The sequence below is a fragment of the Cupriavidus sp. 22TCCZM01-5 genome, from assembly GCF_057798915.1.
In genome coordinates this window covers 184715-200088 of the sequence record NZ_JBYOJR010000008.1, presented here as the reverse complement: position 1 = coordinate 200088, position 15374 = coordinate 184715, and the positions used below count along the sequence as shown (strand labels likewise).

The following is a 15374-nucleotide window of genomic DNA, read 5'->3' as shown; positions in this document are numbered from 1 at the left end:
GCGAGATGTCACTTCCGGGTTGGTTCTTGTTATAAATCTGGTTCTAACCCACTTGAAGGAGAACACATGAAGAGACTGACCGCCATTTCCCTAGTGGCAGCATCAGGGCTGCTCGCGATGCTCGGCGGCTGCGCCACGGAGTCGTCCACCGCGCTGCCCGTGCAGAAGGTCGAAAGCGCCAGCCGGCCCTACAACGGCGTGCGCACGCCGATTGCCGTGGGCAAGTTCGACAATCGCTCGAACTACATGCGCGGCGTCTTCTCGGATGGCATTGACCGGCTCAGCGGCCAGGCCAAGACGAGCCTGGTCACCCACCTCCAGCAAACCAACCGCTTCAATGTGCTCGAGCGTGAAAACCTCGACGAGATCAAGCGAGAAGCGGCAATCAAGAACCAGGCGCAGCGCCTGAAGGGCGCCGACTACGTGGTGACGGGCGACATCACCGAATTTGGCCGCAAGGAAGTGGGCGACGTGCAGCTGTTCGGCATTCTCGGCCGGGGGCGCGAGCAGGTGGCTTATGCCAAGGTCAACCTGAACATCGTCAACATCAGCACCTCGGAGGTCGTGTACTCGACGCAGGGCGCCGGCGAATACAAGCTGTCGAACCGCGAGGTGATCGGCTTCGGCGGCACGGCCAGCTATGACTCAACGCTCAACGGCAAGGTAATGGACCTCGCCATGCGCGAGGCTGTCAACAGCCTGGTGGCCGCCATCGAAAGCGGCGCCTGGAAACCGGCCCAGTAACTTCCGCAGTCTGAACATCCACGAGAAAAAAACGATGATGAACACGGTCACGCTGCGCAGCGCAGCGTTCTTGTCGGCAGCAGGCAGTCTCCTGCTTGCCGGCTGCGCGGGCCCACAGCCTATGTATCAATGGGAAGGCTATCAGGTCCAGGTCTACGAATACTTCAAGGGCGAGTCGAAGGAGGCGCAGATCACCGCGCTCGAAGCGGGCCTGCAGAAGATCCAGGCAAAGGGTGGTGCGGTGCCGCCGGGCTACCATGCCCAGCTCGGCATGCTCTACCTGAACACCGGCAAGGGCGATCAGATGGTCAAGGAGTTCCAGACCGAGAAGACGCTCTTCCCCGAAGCCACGCCCTACATGGACTTCCTGCTGAGGAACGTCAAGACGGACACCCGGACCGATACGAAGGTCAGTACCGCCGTCGAGCCCAAGGCCAACACCACAGCAGGGAGCAGCAAATGATGCGCCGACTTCTGACCTATGTCGCGAGCCTGGGCGTCGTCATGCTCTTCGCAGGCTGTGCCGTGCCGAACAAGCAGGTGGACTACGCCGCGTTCAAGGCAAGCCGGCCGCGTTCCATCCTGGTGTTGCCGCCGCTGAACGAGTCGCCCGACATCAAGGCAACCTACGGCATGCTCTCGCAAGCGACTGCGCCGCTGGCGGAATCCGGCTACTACGTGCTGCCGGTGGCGCTGGTTGACGAGACGTTCCGCCAGAACGGCCTGACGGTCCCCGGCGACATCCATGCCACGCCGGTCGCCAAGCTGCGCCAGATCTTTGGTGCCGATGCCGCGTTGTACGTGACCGTGGCCGAGTATGGTTCGAAGTACCAGGTCATCAGCAGCGTGACCCGCGTGGCCGCAAGCGCCAAGCTCGTCGACCTGAAGACCGGCGACGTGCTGTGGAACGGCACGGCCTCGGCGGCGACCGACAGCTCCAGCAGCGGCGGCGGCCTGATCGGCATGCTGGTCAATGCGGCCATCACGCAGGCGATCAACCACTCCACAGACGCCAGCTACAAGGTCGCGGCGACAACGAGCTACCGCCTGCTGTCGGCCGGCCAGCCGGGCGGCATCCTGTACGGACCGCGCTCGCCGAAGTACCAGTCGGACTGAGATCCGGCGTACCAGGCCGCCGGACGTCCGCGTCGGCGGCCTGGGTTCAGACGAAGTCCCGCCGTCCCCCTCCGCCCTTTCCCTCCGCCCGCCTCCCGCCGCAAGCCCTGACGGCAGGCAGTCAAGACAGGCACCCTGTCGCTTGCACCCGACACACTGCAAACAGTGTGATATGCGGTTGCCACCCGTTCCCGCCGTACTACTTCTCTTCGCCCTATTCCGATCGGACCAATCGGACGCGGATTGAACTGGATTGCTCCTGTTTCCGCCCCTCTTCAGAGAATTGCATAAGATTCTGCCGTGCATCTTCGAATCCCCCCATTTCATATCGATGCCGGTTTCGCCAATCTCCACATGACGCGTTGCGCAAGCCTTTGCAAGTTCTTGCGCCCAACCACTTCGCTCGGTATCACGTCATGGACAAGAACGCCTTTGGGATCCTCGGTGTCGTTCGCGGCAAGCTGGTGGCAGTACAGGAAAGTGCGGTAGGACGCCGCAAGGGCCGCCATGGCGGCGAGCACAAGTAGATTTGTTGGCGCGCTCGATTTCGATCAATGCCGCTCCCAGTCTGGTCAACCGTGGCGGCACCATCGGTTCCGTCGATGACAAGCTGCTCGTTACCGGCACGCTCGACAACACCTCCGGCAAGGCACTGGCTGCCACTGACCTGACGGTGGCAGGCGGCAAGATCACCAATGACCATGGCCAGCTCTCGGCAGGCCGGAACCTGAGCCTGGATACCGCCGGACACGACCTGATCAACACCTCGGGCATCATCGCTGGTGGCAGTGTCGATACCGATTCAGCTCGCTTCGACAACCGCGGCGGCATCGTGCAATCCACCGGCCTCCTGGTGGCCGACACGAACGGCCAGACCTACGACAACAGCCAGGGCGGGGTAACCGTGGCCAACGGCGCCATGGGTCTCACCACCGGCGTTTCAACAACCAGGGCGGTACTGTGGCAAGGTCGAACAGTTACGGATTTTCTCACCCATTAGTTTCGGATTGCGCGTATCTTTTCGTCCGCAAAGCCAACTCTGACAAGGCCCATCCGTAACTGTTGAGGCATACGTTGCGCGGATTTGTTGCACCGCGATTTTGCGGGAACCCAACCGAACTTTTCCCGCTTCACATCTTCAAACTAGACAAGCCTGAAGCCTTTGCAAGTTCCACTAATAGGCCCCCCATACTTGGCTGCTCGCTTACACGAGCACGTAGACACCGACGCGATGCATGTGGCCGCTTTCGACTCGAACCGTTTGCCAGTGCGTTTCAATCTTGAAGCCCTGTTGCACCAGGTCAAGCTTGCGCGCCGGCTGGCAATAGATGTCCAGGAGCTTGCGGCATTCATACGTCGATACTGCCTGGAGTTCCTTGAGTGCGAGTGCCAGTCGCCGGGTCTGCGTCGTGTCGTGATACCGATGGCCAGATTGGCGATTTCAGCGAGGCGACCGTCGCGCGAGGTCGTCTTGAGCGCGGCCGTCGGATGGGTATGGCTGTCGTCGTCGTAGGAAGGAAACAGTTCGAGGTTCATGAGGCAACCGCTTTTTACGCGATGAAATTAGGACGCCTCAATCTTCTATTTCTCGCCATCCAGCGTATAAGTTGGCACTTTTGGAGAAATGCCCAGTGCCTAATGTCGGGGAAGACGATGACTTCCATCGCAATCAATAGCAGCGAGCAGACCTAGCGCCATGGACGCTTGTGAGATGGAGCCCTGTTGCCCCAGATACTGGGGCAACTCGAATGTCCCGCAACTACTGTTCGGTGTAGCTAATCATGCTAAAAGTTACTGTTGAAGTTGTTGGCCAGAACGGCTCGACCAGGGAGATAGCGACTGCTTACATAGGCAGACTTGAGCGCAGTGCGACCCCTGACTATGTCGTGCAGTTGCGCGAAGACCGGCGCCAGCACGGCGAGAAACGAACTCTGCATGCCTACCCGCGGCACGCCGCGTCCATCTTTGACCTCGTCGCGCGTGCTCTCGCAGTCGGGTTGACCGGGACCGAGGAACTCCCACCTCGCCCCGAACCGCTCATTGTTCCTATTCACCGTTCAGGTGACACCGACTACGTTCGCTTGGGCGAAATACCTGAGCCCGCAGCGACTCTCTTCCGCAAACACATTGAGTATTCAGGGTGCCCCGTCATTGAAGAAGACCCTATGCCGGAACGACTCTTTGACGTTGAAGATCTCATTCGGGCATGCGTTCCGGATGCCGCCGCTTGCGATCCAAGCGTTGTGGCCAACGCGATCCGGGAGTGGTTCGATAGCTTCGACGACGGCACTCCGACATGAGGCTGTCGTTGTAAGAGCGATAAGAAGCCGGCCTAGGCGGATCCAGCGCCGAAGTTCGGCGTGCCATGGAGGACCGTTGTCGGCCATGAGCGGTCGTCCACTTTTCCTCGAGGGACGTCTTATGAGTGAGGCCCCGCATACGCATACAATTGCGCGATGTCGATTTGCCACGCAACCGCGATGACAGCTTTGAGCCCAGTCCTGATTCCGAGCGGGCAGCCCGCACGCGCTGAGATTGCGACTAACGCTGATGATCTTGCGGAAGCGCATCAGTGACACAGCGTATCACCGCGTTGATGACCGACTGTGCCGGCGTACAACAGCAGAGTGTTCGATGCCAGGGGCATCGGGCGATGCCCCCGTTGCGCAGTGCTACCGTGCCATCGAGGCGTACACACGGCCTGATGGTTCAGGTGCGAGACAAAGCAAGCAGGTCCTGCGGGCGTGCAAGCAGTGGTGTTGCGCAGTGCAACTGAAACGCCGCCGCGGCCGTGTAGCCCCAGGCTACGCCGCGGAACGCCATGCCAGCGGCGCTAGCGGCTTCCGCGTCGCGGATCTCGTCGCCGACATACAAAGCCTCGCCCGGACGCACACCAGCGGACGAGACCAACGCCCGAAGCTTGCGCGTCTTGCCGAACATCGAAATGCCGCAGCTAAAATGGCCGATCCGTTCGCAGACGGCGGGACCGAGGATCGTGCGCACGACGTCTTCGCCGTTCGACGTGGCAACGGCGAGGCTGATACCACGCCGCGCCAGCGCATTCAGCGTCTTGGCCACGTTCGGGAATAGCGAAACCTGCGCGATGCGCTCGTGCATGAGCCGCCTTACATCGATGGTAATGGCAGGCACCTTCCACAGCGGCACACCAAGCAGCCGCATGATGTTATGCGCGGAGCTTCTGCGCGCTTGCTCGAGCAGATCGCCCTCGAGCGGGCGAGACCCATGTTTGCGGGATGCGACGTCAACAGCTTGCAGAAAGCACTCCATCGAATCGGCCAACGTACCGTCGAAATCAAACGCGATGAGTTTGTAGGTCATGGATAACTATAGCGGCGCCGCGAGGCAATCGTAGAAGGCATTAATAGTGTCACCACTTGGTCCAAGTTCTGAGGCTGCCCCTTAGTTAGAGGCCGCCGGTGAGTGGGAGGGATAGTATCGAAGCTGGCACAACAGCTGATTATTCGAATGTTGATGTGCGTGCCGGACCGCCTGCTATCGGAACATGTAGTCGAGACCGAGTGTGAACGTCTGGCTCTTTACAGCGGCATCGTTGCTGCCATTCCAGCTCAGTTTGCCGTAGTTCGTGTACTGGCCGCGCAAGCGCCAGTTCGGTGAGAACGCATAGGCGGCGCCGACTCCCAGGGTGAGCAGCCCGGCCGACCGGGTTCTCGATTCCACGTCACCCGAGCGAACACCCTCCACCCAGCCCACGCCCGCGATGCCTAGCAGCGAGAATCGCTCGGTCACCGGCAGATGGCCGACCACGCTGGCCGTCCACGCGCCGATGCTGAACTTGTCCGTGCTGCTGCCAGATTCCGCTTTCACCGCACCGAGGCTGGAAACCGTGCTCTCGACCGAGACATAGCGCGAGAACTGGTATCCGCCGCGAAGCCCTACCGCCAGGTTTTCGGACGATGCGACCGACCATCCCGGTCGGTCGGTGCTGAACTTCTGGCGGGTGTAGCCAAGATCTCCACCGACATACCAGAATTCGTCGGCCGGCGCAGCCTGCCGCTGTGCCAGCGCCTCGGGGGCCGTGGCACCGAGCAGCAAGAGCGTGAGAGAGACGGCGCCGAGCGATGTCCCTGCGTGTGCTAGAGTCCGCATGAATTTACCTTTTATATGAAAAGTTTAATGTAAAACGATAAAACGTTGCTGTTGTACAATACAATGGTGACTTTCGCAACTCTTTCCCAACGGAGACTCTGCATGTTCGTTTCGTCTGCCTCCTCAATCCCTGAAGGCGCCGCGCTGCAACGGATTCGCGCGCTGTCGCGCACGATGCAGCGGTTGACGACATTCGGCGGCGCCGTGGCCCTGGTCTGCGCCGCATGGATATGGTTTGGGTCGTCTGCAACGGAGCTGGAGCGAGTGGTGCGCGGGATCACGCACGCCTCCAAGGCCTATCCCGTGCAGGTGTTGCCGATGCACCGGGCAGCCGGCTTTCTTGCCACTGGTATTGGGCTGACCCTGTTAATCTGCGTGCTGCACCAGGCGCGGCGGATGTTCGTGGCTTTCGGACGAGGTGAAGTGCTGACAATCGACACGGCCATTCGACTGCGTCGCATGGCGCTGGCATTGATGGCAATGGGGCCGGCGATCCCGCTGATCCGGCTGCTCACGGGCGTAGCGCTGGTGGGCGTGCCAGGCAAGCCCTATTGGGTAATCGCAATCACGCTGAGCGACTACTTCGTCAGCCTGCTCGGTGGTCTGCTGCTCGCAATCGCGTGGGCGATGCTGGAAGCCGTTCGGATAGCCGAGGAAAACAAAGGATTTGTCTGAGGAACAATGACGGTATTGGTCAGACTTGACGTGCTTCTAGCGAAGCGCAAGATGAAGTCCCGCGAGCTGGCACAGCGCATCGGAATCTCCGAGCCCAACCTTTCGCTGCTGAAATCGGGGAAGGTGAAGGGCATCCGCTTCGATACGCTCGAACGCATCTGCCAGGCGCTGGATTGCCAGCCGGGAGACCTGCTCGAATACCGCAATGACGCGGCAACGGATGCCGGCGATGCTACTTAGACACAATCGCGTGGCTGGCGCACCTGGGTATCTCTCTCAGACCTGATCCGAAAGTCCTGATACGCCGGACCGCAGCCGCCATCGTGGTAGCTCCCTTACGTGGCACCACCACGTCAGTCCGGCAGCGGAAACTATGCGCCGGTCTGCATTGAACCACAGACATTCGCATTATTTCTGGTCGGTGTACCGGGCGGAGCCAGTGAGCGTCGAAAATCCGCTCTGATTTGTCCCGCGCTTGGTTGAGGTGGCCTGAACCTGAGTTAGCCTAGAAGGCGCTGGACCTCAGAACTATACGATGGTTGCTTGACACCCTGCGACTTCTGGCCGCAGCGTCTCTGATGCGTTCCCATCCATGCATGAACGCCCCGAGAATTACATGGGTCCTAAAGTTGCGAAAGTTTGCACCGAGTATGCCCCGCATCGCCCGTTCGTCATTGGCTGCGACCGCATTGCCAAGCGCGTTCATTGCTCGCGCTGGGCTTTCATAGACACGATTTATGTACTTGAGTACAGGTACTCCATGAGCAAACACGAGGCCCAAGTTAAGGCACAAGTACGAAGCGAATATTCGCCTTGCGAGAGACCGTAGTGGCTCGCTCACTATTTCCGGTCGCATTTCGTGCAACTCCAAGCGCGGCTCAACCAGGTGACGGCATGCCAACTTGCGGGGCCACCCGATGCGTTGCTATCACGCCAGCCAAAACACGTCGGGCGTTAGAGAATTCGTGCAACGTGTCTTACTAGAAGTCTACGCGCACTTCACCGACGCCCTCCCGCACCTCGACCACCGCCGTTAACGCCGCCTCCGCCTGCGCGGGCATGCGACGAATACCGTGGCTTGGGGATGAGCCAAAGCAATTAGTGTAGCGGTCACCGTCCTTGACATGGACCTAGCTGTAAGCAGCAGGGAAGGCTACCGCTAAATTCTTGCGCGGAGATTTCCTCAGGCCGCTCCCACGCCTCGGTAGGGCGAGTAGCTAGAGCCGCCATTATCGGTACCACGGTACCCGTTAGTCGCTATGGAAATCAGTCGAGACGACGGCACATGTAGTGCGTCCTTGCGCCAAAGCGCCGGAGGAATTCCCTGGACAACTTCATCTTCTGCGGCATGTCGTCCAGCGCGGTGAGCGTGAACCCGAAGCGAGCAAAGAACGCGGGATGCGCAGACGTGAGCACCGCAGCCCTGGCGCAACCGTTCGCGCGGGCACGCATCAAGATGGACCTAACAAGATGGGTAGCGACCTGATGGCCCCGGTACTCGCAAAGAACCGCAGCAGCTTGAATGATGACCGTCTCGCCATGCATTTCACCGCAGGCACAGCCGATTACCTTCTCACCTAGAACGGCTAGGCTGTAGAGGCGCGTCGAGAGGTCGATATCACTGCCGAACAAGCCGCAAGAATGGAGCAACTCCGAGATTGCTTCCACGTCTGTCGACCTGGCGGCGCGAATTCTCACGTCTCTTATCATTCTTCTTATCTTACCTCCCGACGCTCCCGCAACGGTTTGAGACCACATCGCGCCTCAATTGTGAATACCCTCAACAGTGCGCCCCCTATATTTTAACTATACGCACGGAAAAATTCTCTCAGCCAAATGAACTAGCTTTCACCTCTTCGCTTTTATCTGAGCAAGACTCTATATGGCAGTTAAATTTGGTCTCACCCGAATGAGTCGCCAGCATGCTTCAACGCACATTTACAAAAACTAAATCCTGACTTAGACAAACCTAATATCACAATACGCTGCTATCAATGAGGTAAAAAAATGCACTGAGGGAGGCACCATCCGGCTACGCACGGTCGACGCGGCGCAGGGAAGCTCAATCACAATCACTTACAGACGAGCTCCTTGTTCGATGATAGTCTTACTGAACGGTCTATCTGAGGTTGCATAACCGCCGGACTGTCATACAACGATGGCAACATAATTTCCTTCAATATTATTAGATGTGCGGCGCAGGACTTCTCGGCAGAAGAGGACGCACGCAGGAGACACATCATCATGCTGACCGACGTTGTTGTGCGCTCGGCTCTTCGTTCAGATTGGCATCACATTGCTGCATTGCTTGAGCAATGCAGCCTCCCCACCTCCGATACCTATGAGTTAATTGACGACTTCCAAGTTGCGATATATGAAGACCGCATTGTTGGATGTGCGGCAGCGGAATATCACGGCTCGCATGTGCTCATCCGCTCAGTCGCAGTTGAGCCAGCATACCGAGACAACGGCATCGCAACGCGCCTGGTTGAAATACTGTTGATGCGGGCTCGCGGCACAGAAGCTCATGATGCCTATATTTTCTCCACAGTGGCTCCCGCGTACTTCGCTCGCTGGGGATTCTCGCTCGTCGCGACTGAAGACGTGCCACTGGAAGTCAAGTTATTGCCAGCTGTCCAGCGGGCGGCCCTAACATCAGCGCTTTGCATGAGATGTGAGCTAGGATAGAAAGTGCCGCGTCGCACCAGACATCATCAAGATGCGGTTGACCAGAGAACGGAGTGAAGAATGTCTGTTGGACACGTCATCAATCTCCTACACGAAGCCGCTTTTGGCACGCTGGCCACCCACTCAGTGACCCTGCCTGGTTATCCGTATGCGACTGTTGTGCAATATGTCCCAGACGAAGCCCATTGTCCGATAGTCTGTATCAGCGCCTTGGCCGAGCACACTAAGAATTTGCTCACAGATTCGAGGGTGAGCTTGTCAGTGCTGCAACCTGATGCCACCGACGTTCAGACTGCACGCCGGCTGACGGTTGTCGGCGATGCTGAGCGGTTCGAACCAAGTTCTGCATTTCTTGCTCGTTACCTGCGCTATGAGCCAGGGACGGAGCAACTGTTGGCGCTGGACTTCATGTTCTTCCGATTGAGCACAAGGAAAGTCCGATTCATTGAGGGCCTCGGACGGATGGGATGGCTGGATAAAGCTGACCTGTGCCTTGTTGACCAATTGTCCGGAGAGACTGAGGCCAATCTTGTGCGGGAAGTCTCACGCATTGTGCCAGCTGGTGTGCGCGTACTCGGCATCGATTGCTATGGTGTCGACTACGCAGCAGGCGCGCTTCGAAAGAGATTCCGATTCCCGAATCAGCCGTTGCCACCGGAAGCAATCCTGGACGCAGCATTGAACGCGGTAACGGGCCTTAGCTGAGGGCGCGTACCGGGTCATTCGGAGCCATGCTGATGAGCTGCCTCCGCTTCGCGGCTTGAGGCCATGGCCGCCGCCTACGGCAGCGACAAGGCTGAGCGCCTTAGTCCTGACATAAACGATTTTTAATTCCTTCTCTGGACGCTTGCCGAGCTCTGAGCCCGGGCCACGAGCTCGGCTTCTGCCCAATCCCAGAGAAGCGCGAGCAGCCTCCTGCCCTTCGGCTGTTGCTATTTCACCCCAAAAAAAATTACGCACGGCGGCAGTTTATGGCATAGAGTTGTCCCTCAAGATTCGACCGCGAAGCGTAGGTGTCATGAAGCGCATTGCACCTTCGCCCCATGGCCATGGCTCCTGTTGGCCCTATAAGCGCGGCAAAGAGAATGCATTGGGATGTTGGAGGGGTCATGAAAGGCACGAACGAGCAGTCGCTGCGTTTCCAGGTCGAGAAGTGGCTCGCGCCTGGTCCCACGGCAGCGGTCCGCGTAGTCGAATTCAGTCGCACCATCTCAGGCCGACGACGCTACGTTTGCGTCGAGAGCGCGCAACCGGCCGGGTTGCGCGCGTTGTTCTTCTTTCGGCACGATGACGGATGCAGGCGCGTGTTTCCGCCTCCAGTCCCGAGGATGATTGCCGGCTGTCTTGCCTTGTGAGCGGCTCATTACCGATTGACACAAGCAGAGACCAGGCAGCAACCACCCAACTAGGACTTGCGCTATGAAGAACATGCTCGCTGGTGCCGGCATTTCGCTCTGCGATGCCGGCCGGGAAGCCGTGCCCGCCAATGACAGTGACACGCATTGCGAGGCAATCGAAAAGACGGATACCGTCTCGACCATGAATGCCGCCATGGCCGTTGCGCCCTCACTATTTGCCACGTACCAAAATTGTTGCCGCGCTATGAGTCAGGATTTAACCCTGACACAGCTCGAACAACGAGTGGTCTTTCTTGTACTTGCGGTTGCCAGTGGCTGCAACTACGACGAGGTGGCCTCTGGTGACGGCACCTGCACCGCCAATGAGACATTCAGAAAGATTGTGGCGGCAATCCGTCACGGAAAGCCTCTCGCTGATGCCCGGCTTCGGGCTCTAGTCGGTTTTACACGTGCCATGTTCATACATCGCGGTCGCCCCAGCGAGAATGAGGTCAAGACCTTTTTGCATGCTGGCTATCGTGAAGAAAACATCCTAGACATCATTCTGGCAATCGCGGCAAATACGCTGGACAGTTATACGTGCCACGTATTCAATGCGAAGGCAAGTGGGTTCACGTTGCGTGTCGGCTAGCAACGTCGCTATGGCAGTATCCAGCCCCCGATTCAATTGGTCAGCCTTCCGATGCCGGATTCTGGACTAGGGGTGACGGAGCTCAGCATCCACTGGATAGTGAGGTGTTCATGAGCTCCACCGGTCCCCTTCCCCGCGCAATTTGGCGGCAGGTTATTGCCATAGGCGCCCTCATATGCTGTGCTGTCGTGCATGGCGATGCCGGCTGCAACAGCGGAACAGAAGTTCTCATCTAGCTACCTGGAATCGGCCTCGACCCGCTATGAGAGCGGTCAGACCACCCACGCGCCTCCCACCACGACGCAGGCATCGACGTCTAGTTCAGCGACCCAGACTTCCTTTGTTGCCAAGCATCCAACCCCAATTCCCCGAACATGAAGAAGGACGGCAAGTAACCAGGAAAATCTAAGCAATGGCGACTGTTATGAAAAAGACAATCCGGAATATTGCGCTTCTCGCCTTGATGACCGTGCAGTACCACGCGTGCCTGGGGCAGCCTGACAAGGCCAAGCCCCGACCTCCATTAAGCGAGCAGCAACGCGCCACACAAGCCTCAGCACCAGTGGACGACTTTGGTAAAAGAAAAGGCAAGCCGGCGGAGGCTCAACTGGAAGACAGCAGTGCTTCCAGCACAAAAGGCGGGGGGAATTGCTCCGCAACTGGAAGGAGGCAAGCGGTATCTGTCGCCAGAACAAAAATAGGCAGGGCCGTTTTGGCGTGACACAGATGCCTGAATTTCCCAAGACGCTCTCAAGCAGAGTCAATGTTTCGTATCAGGTCCTTGCTATCAATCTGTGCGTTCCCGACTGCGACGCCTACCTCCCACCACTGGAAGGCTTCGATGGGAAGGCAGTGGTGCATCAATACTGACGCTCCCCGGGGAGTTAGCTCCGGGTCCATCCATGCTAAGGCATCGACGGCCGAGAGCACGACTGGACGGCTGTCATGGTCGTCGGTGATGCCTCCTTTGGCATCATCGGTAATGATGACAAAGCCCGCGCCATCAAGTTGAATCGTGGCGCAGGGCTCCCAATATGCCAGGGCCGCGAAAAAACATGGTCCATCCTTGCGACTTATATATTGTGGCCGCTTGATGCCTTGTATCTTTGGCCATTCGTACCAGCCTTCCACCGGGACAATAACCCGCCTCCGCCTGCGCCACAATGGTTTGAAATAGTCACTTGTGGCTAACCGGTCGACCCGAGCGTTGACAACGAAATGCGTAGGATAGGGCCTACATGGCTTACAACCCCAATGCACGCATTCGGCGCATATGGCGCTCTCATCACGTAGCTTGTGTAGCACAATGGGACTGTCGCCGGGGGCGATGTTATAGCTTTGCCTAGTTTCCGAGTGGACACATTGCGCACCCAGTTCGGCTTCCCATACCTCAAGCGGGCTAAATTGTGCGAAGCGTCCACACATGATTCTCTCATCTTATTTACGACCAGAGTATCTCCATAGACACATCTCATGGTACCGACTTATGTGAGCCAGCAGACATAGAAATCCCGAATTCGTCTTCGCAGGCAACCTGGTGCAACGCATTGTTTAGGCAGTGCCTCGCAGGCCCTATGAGCGTCATTAACGCTCTCGAGATGGCGCATGTTATGCGCTGCTTCTAAGCGTGCTTGCCGTTGCGGTACATGCGGTTCTCCTGGGCCTTTTCGTGGCTGGTCCCTCTGAGCTCCTGCGGTCCTCTGCTCGCTGCAATCCTTTGTCTCGGTCGCCAGCAAACGAGCCGATGGAATTCACCGCTGCTTCATTGCTTGCATGGCCGGCCCGCGGCCCGCGAAATTTCCGCCCCTGCCGCTCCCAAATTCCCCCGTCACCACCACCCCACACTTGCAAGAATGGCCCGGCAAACTTGTATTTGTGCCTCAAGCGACACATTCAAAGCCTCGCGAAATGCTCGAAGCAAGTGTGCGCGGATTCTAACGGCGTATCTGGGACCGTCTAGCGACAATCAGAGGGGCAATCCCCTTGGGTCACGGTTGCCGTTTGTTTAACTTTCTACTATTCTGGAAATATGGAATCAACTAACGCCGTTCTCGCGCTCGCGGCGCTTGCCTCTGCGTCCAGGCTGGGGGTCTACCGTCTTCTGGTACAGGCGGGGCCAGTCGGCATGTCTGCCGGCCACATCGCTGAGGCAAGCGCTATCCCAGCATCAACACTTTCTTTTCATCTAAAGGAGCTGGGTCATGCTGGTCTGGTCACTTCGCGACAGGAGGGCCGATTCGTCATCTACTCGGCCAACTACGCCACCATGAATGAGCTCATCAGATTTCTCACCGAGAACTGCTGTCAAGGGGAACCCTGCGCTGTGGTGTCGGCGAGCGATTGCACTACCTGCGGAGAGAAATAATGAAACGACTACATGTTCATGTGTCCGTCGACAACCTGGCTGAAAGCATTCATTTCTACTCGGCGCTTTTCGCCAGCGAGCCGACTGTCACCAAGGATGACTACGCAAAATGGATGCTCGATGACCCGCGCGTCAACTTTGCGATTTCGAAGCGTGGCCGCAAGGCTGGCTTGGACCATCTCGGCGTCCAGGTCGAGTCCGAAGAGGAACTCAACGAAATGCATACGCGACTTGCCAGCGCGGAGCTTCCGATGGAAGCGCAAATTGGCACCAACTGCTGCTATGCCAAGTCGGACAAGTATTGGACGATAGACCCTCAAGGCATCGCATGGGAGTCGTATCACACGCTGGATTCCATCCCCACATTTGGCGAATCGCGCGCCGAGGAAAGCGCGTCGGCGTGCTGCGCTCTGTCGCCAGCCACAATCACCCTCCGAAGCCGAAGCAAATGAGCAAAGCCACGTACAACGTCCTCTTCCTCTGCACTGGCAACACGTCTCGCAGTATCATGGCCGAGGCCCTCTTGGCGACGATGGGACAAGGGCGCTTCAAGACCTTCAGTGCGGGCAGTCAGCCATCAGGCAAAGTGAATCCGTTTGCCGTCGAGCAGGTCAGGAAGACAGGCTATGACTTGTCGAATCTGCGCAGCAAGTCATGGGATGAGTTCGCCAAGGCTGATGCCCCGCACATGGATTTCATCATCACGGTTTGCGACCAGGCGGCCGGCGAAGTTTGCCCGTTCTGGCCGGGACATCCCTCCTCCGCGCACTGGGGATTCTATGACCCGGCCGCTGTGGAAGGTCCGGACGAAACGAAGCGTAGCGCGTTCGAGCAAGTCTTCGAGCAAATTAGACACCGCGTCGAAGCGTTCCTCCAGGTACCACTTGAGAAGCTCGATGAGACCGCCATTCGCGCTGAGCTGCAGAAGATTGGGGACATCGATGTCACGGGCGTCGGGAAAGCAAAACCATGAGACTGCGTCACGCCGTGGTAGCGGAATTCTTGGGCTCCGCGCTGCTCCTCGCAACGGTTGTGGGCTCTGGCATCATGGGCGAGAAGCTTGCCGGCGGCAATGTCGGCGTCGCCCTGCTCGCCAATACGCTCGCGACCGGCGCAGGCCTTGTGGCACTCATCGCCACCTTTATTCATATCTCGGGCGCACACTTCAATCCCCTCGTGACCCTTGCTGAGGTTTGCCTGGGCAAGCTCCGCTGGAAGCACGCTGGAGCATATGTTCTGGCGCAAGGCCTCGGGGCGATTGCGGGCGTGGTGGCCGCTCATGGGATGTTTGACCTGCCGTTGATAGAAGTGTCGGCGCACGTGCGCGCCGGCCCATCGCAATGGTGGAGCGAGGTGGTGGCGTCGTTCGGCTTGCTCACGGTCATCCTGAACGTGGCGAAGCGGCGGATGGAGTTTGTCCCAGTTGCGGTTGGCGGCTATATCACGGCAGCCTACTGGTTCACGGCCTCGACTTCGTTCGCGAACCCCACGGTCACTATCGCTCGCTCGTTCACCGGCACGTTCGCAGGAATCCGACCGGTCGATGCTCCGGGTTTCATCGTTAGTGAACTGGTCGGAGGCGCCCTGGCCATTCTCCTGTTCCTTTGGTTCGAGCGAGTGCATAGCCGCGCCGCGAAGCATGACTGAAGCTGTCAACGAACAGGTGCGC

Annotated in this window: 21 protein-coding genes and 1 pseudogene; 16 read left to right on the top strand and 6 right to left on the bottom strand. The window is 58.4% G+C overall.

The window, feature by feature from the left end:
- The first annotated feature begins 66 nt into the window (after nt 1–66).
- The 4 genes from AC3FNH_RS10865 (at nt 67) to AC3FNH_RS10850 (ending at nt 2860) form a co-directional block, all read left to right on the top strand.
- The gene (locus AC3FNH_RS10865) at nt 67–744 is read left to right on the top strand and encodes a CsgG/HfaB family protein (RefSeq protein WP_488720052.1); all 678 of its coding nucleotides are present in this window, start codon (nt 67–69) and stop codon (nt 742–744) included.
- Between the two features lie 34 nt (nt 745–778).
- Nucleotides 779–1207 carry a DUF4810 domain-containing protein gene (locus AC3FNH_RS10860; RefSeq protein WP_276102210.1) on the top strand — a complete coding sequence of 143 codons (429 nt, stop codon included), beginning with the start codon at nt 779–781 and terminating at the stop codon, nt 1205–1207.
- Complete coding sequence (locus AC3FNH_RS10855) at nt 1204–1860, top strand: DUF799 domain-containing protein (RefSeq protein ID WP_488720051.1); 657 nt, start codon at nt 1204–1206, stop codon at nt 1858–1860. Before AC3FNH_RS10860 ends, AC3FNH_RS10855 begins: the two co-directional genes overlap by 4 nt.
- Before the next feature lie 532 nt (nt 1861–2392).
- Nucleotides 2393–2860: a hypothetical protein gene (locus AC3FNH_RS10850; RefSeq protein ID WP_488720050.1), complete on the top strand. Its 468-nt coding sequence runs from the start codon at nt 2393–2395 to the stop codon at nt 2858–2860.
- Nucleotides 2861–3064: 204 nt separating this feature from the next.
- Here AC3FNH_RS10850 and AC3FNH_RS10845 read toward each other — a convergent pair.
- Nucleotides 3065–3256: pseudogene (locus tag AC3FNH_RS10845) on the bottom strand (helix-turn-helix domain-containing protein); the annotation flags it as partial.
- A 385-nt stretch (nt 3257–3641) separates the two neighbouring features.
- Here AC3FNH_RS10845 and AC3FNH_RS10840 point away from each other — a divergent pair.
- Nucleotides 3642–4160, top strand: a complete 519-nt coding sequence (locus AC3FNH_RS10840; RefSeq protein ID WP_488720049.1) for a hypothetical protein — start codon at nt 3642–3644, stop codon at nt 4158–4160.
- A gap of 409 nt (nt 4161–4569) precedes the next feature.
- Here the strand turns inward: AC3FNH_RS10840 and AC3FNH_RS10835 are convergent, their stop codons facing one another.
- Nucleotides 4570–5199: an HAD hydrolase-like protein gene (locus AC3FNH_RS10835; RefSeq protein WP_488720048.1), complete on the bottom strand. Its 630-nt coding sequence runs from the start codon at nt 5197–5199 to the stop codon at nt 4570–4572.
- Nucleotides 5200–5373: 174 nt separating this feature from the next.
- Nucleotides 5374–5988, bottom strand: a complete 615-nt coding sequence (locus tag AC3FNH_RS10830; RefSeq protein ID WP_488720047.1) for a porin family protein — start codon at nt 5986–5988, stop codon at nt 5374–5376.
- Nucleotides 5989–6090: 102 nt separating this feature from the next.
- On the opposite strand from AC3FNH_RS10830, the gene AC3FNH_RS10825 reads away from it, so the two are divergent.
- Both AC3FNH_RS10825 and AC3FNH_RS10820 read left to right on the top strand, forming a co-directional pair.
- Nucleotides 6091–6663: a DUF2975 domain-containing protein gene (locus AC3FNH_RS10825; protein ID WP_488720046.1), complete on the top strand. Its 573-nt coding sequence runs from the start codon at nt 6091–6093 to the stop codon at nt 6661–6663.
- 6 nt (nt 6664–6669) lie between these two features.
- On the top strand, nt 6670–6903 hold the full coding sequence (locus AC3FNH_RS10820) for a helix-turn-helix domain-containing protein (protein WP_488720045.1): 234 nt from the start codon (nt 6670–6672) through the stop codon (nt 6901–6903).
- A 265-nt stretch (nt 6904–7168) separates the two neighbouring features.
- On the opposite strand, the gene AC3FNH_RS10815 is transcribed toward AC3FNH_RS10820, so the two are convergent.
- On the bottom strand, nt 7169–7519 hold the full coding sequence (locus tag AC3FNH_RS10815) for a DUF2950 family protein (RefSeq protein ID WP_488720044.1): 351 nt from the start codon (nt 7517–7519) through the stop codon (nt 7169–7171).
- Between the two features lie 410 nt (nt 7520–7929).
- Nucleotides 7930–8331 (bottom strand): GNAT family N-acetyltransferase, encoded by a 402-nt coding sequence (locus AC3FNH_RS10810; RefSeq protein WP_488720043.1) that lies wholly within the window; start codon nt 8329–8331, stop codon nt 7930–7932.
- Between the two features lie 576 nt (nt 8332–8907).
- On the opposite strand from AC3FNH_RS10810, the gene AC3FNH_RS10805 reads away from it, so the two are divergent.
- From AC3FNH_RS10805 to AC3FNH_RS10785, 5 genes are all read left to right on the top strand, one after another.
- Entirely contained in the window at nt 8908–9351 is a 444-nt protein-coding gene (locus AC3FNH_RS10805; protein ID WP_488720042.1) for a GNAT family N-acetyltransferase, read from the top strand.
- Nucleotides 9352–9411: 60 nt separating this feature from the next.
- Nucleotides 9412–10056, top strand: a complete 645-nt coding sequence (locus AC3FNH_RS10800; RefSeq protein WP_488720041.1) for a HugZ family pyridoxamine 5'-phosphate oxidase — start codon at nt 9412–9414, stop codon at nt 10054–10056.
- Between the two features lie 404 nt (nt 10057–10460).
- On the top strand, nt 10461–10706 hold the full coding sequence (locus tag AC3FNH_RS10795) for a hypothetical protein (protein ID WP_488720040.1): 246 nt from the start codon (nt 10461–10463) through the stop codon (nt 10704–10706).
- 64 nt (nt 10707–10770) lie between these two features.
- Entirely contained in the window at nt 10771–11340 is a 570-nt protein-coding gene (locus AC3FNH_RS10790; protein WP_488720039.1) for a carboxymuconolactone decarboxylase family protein, read from the top strand.
- 424 nt (nt 11341–11764) lie between these two features.
- A complete protein-coding gene (locus tag AC3FNH_RS10785; RefSeq protein WP_488720038.1) occupies nt 11765–12061 on the top strand; it encodes a hypothetical protein in 297 nt (98 codons plus the stop codon).
- Nucleotides 12062–12090: 29 nt separating this feature from the next.
- Here AC3FNH_RS10785 and AC3FNH_RS10780 read toward each other — a convergent pair whose 3' ends face one another.
- On the bottom strand, nt 12091–12765 hold the full coding sequence (locus AC3FNH_RS10780) for an SOS response-associated peptidase (RefSeq protein WP_488720037.1): 675 nt from the start codon (nt 12763–12765) through the stop codon (nt 12091–12093).
- A gap of 604 nt (nt 12766–13369) precedes the next feature.
- On the opposite strand from AC3FNH_RS10780, the gene AC3FNH_RS10775 reads away from it, so the two are divergent.
- From AC3FNH_RS10775 to AC3FNH_RS10760, 4 genes are read left to right on the top strand one after another with little or no spacing between them, the layout of a single operon-like run.
- Complete coding sequence (locus AC3FNH_RS10775) at nt 13370–13705, top strand: ArsR/SmtB family transcription factor (RefSeq protein ID WP_488720036.1); 336 nt, start codon at nt 13370–13372, stop codon at nt 13703–13705.
- On the top strand, nt 13705–14157 hold the full coding sequence (locus tag AC3FNH_RS10770; RefSeq protein WP_488720035.1) for an ArsI/CadI family heavy metal resistance metalloenzyme: 453 nt from the start codon (nt 13705–13707) through the stop codon (nt 14155–14157). The genes AC3FNH_RS10775 and AC3FNH_RS10770 overlap by 1 nt, the downstream gene beginning before the upstream one ends.
- On the top strand, nt 14154–14678 hold the full coding sequence (locus AC3FNH_RS10765) for an arsenate reductase ArsC (RefSeq protein WP_488720034.1): 525 nt from the start codon (nt 14154–14156) through the stop codon (nt 14676–14678). The genes AC3FNH_RS10770 and AC3FNH_RS10765 overlap by 4 nt, the downstream gene beginning before the upstream one ends.
- The gene (locus tag AC3FNH_RS10760; RefSeq protein ID WP_488720033.1) at nt 14675–15352 is read left to right on the top strand and encodes an aquaporin; all 678 of its coding nucleotides are present in this window, start codon (nt 14675–14677) and stop codon (nt 15350–15352) included. The genes AC3FNH_RS10765 and AC3FNH_RS10760 overlap by 4 nt, the downstream gene beginning before the upstream one ends.
- Nucleotides 15353–15374: the final 22 nt, after the last annotated feature.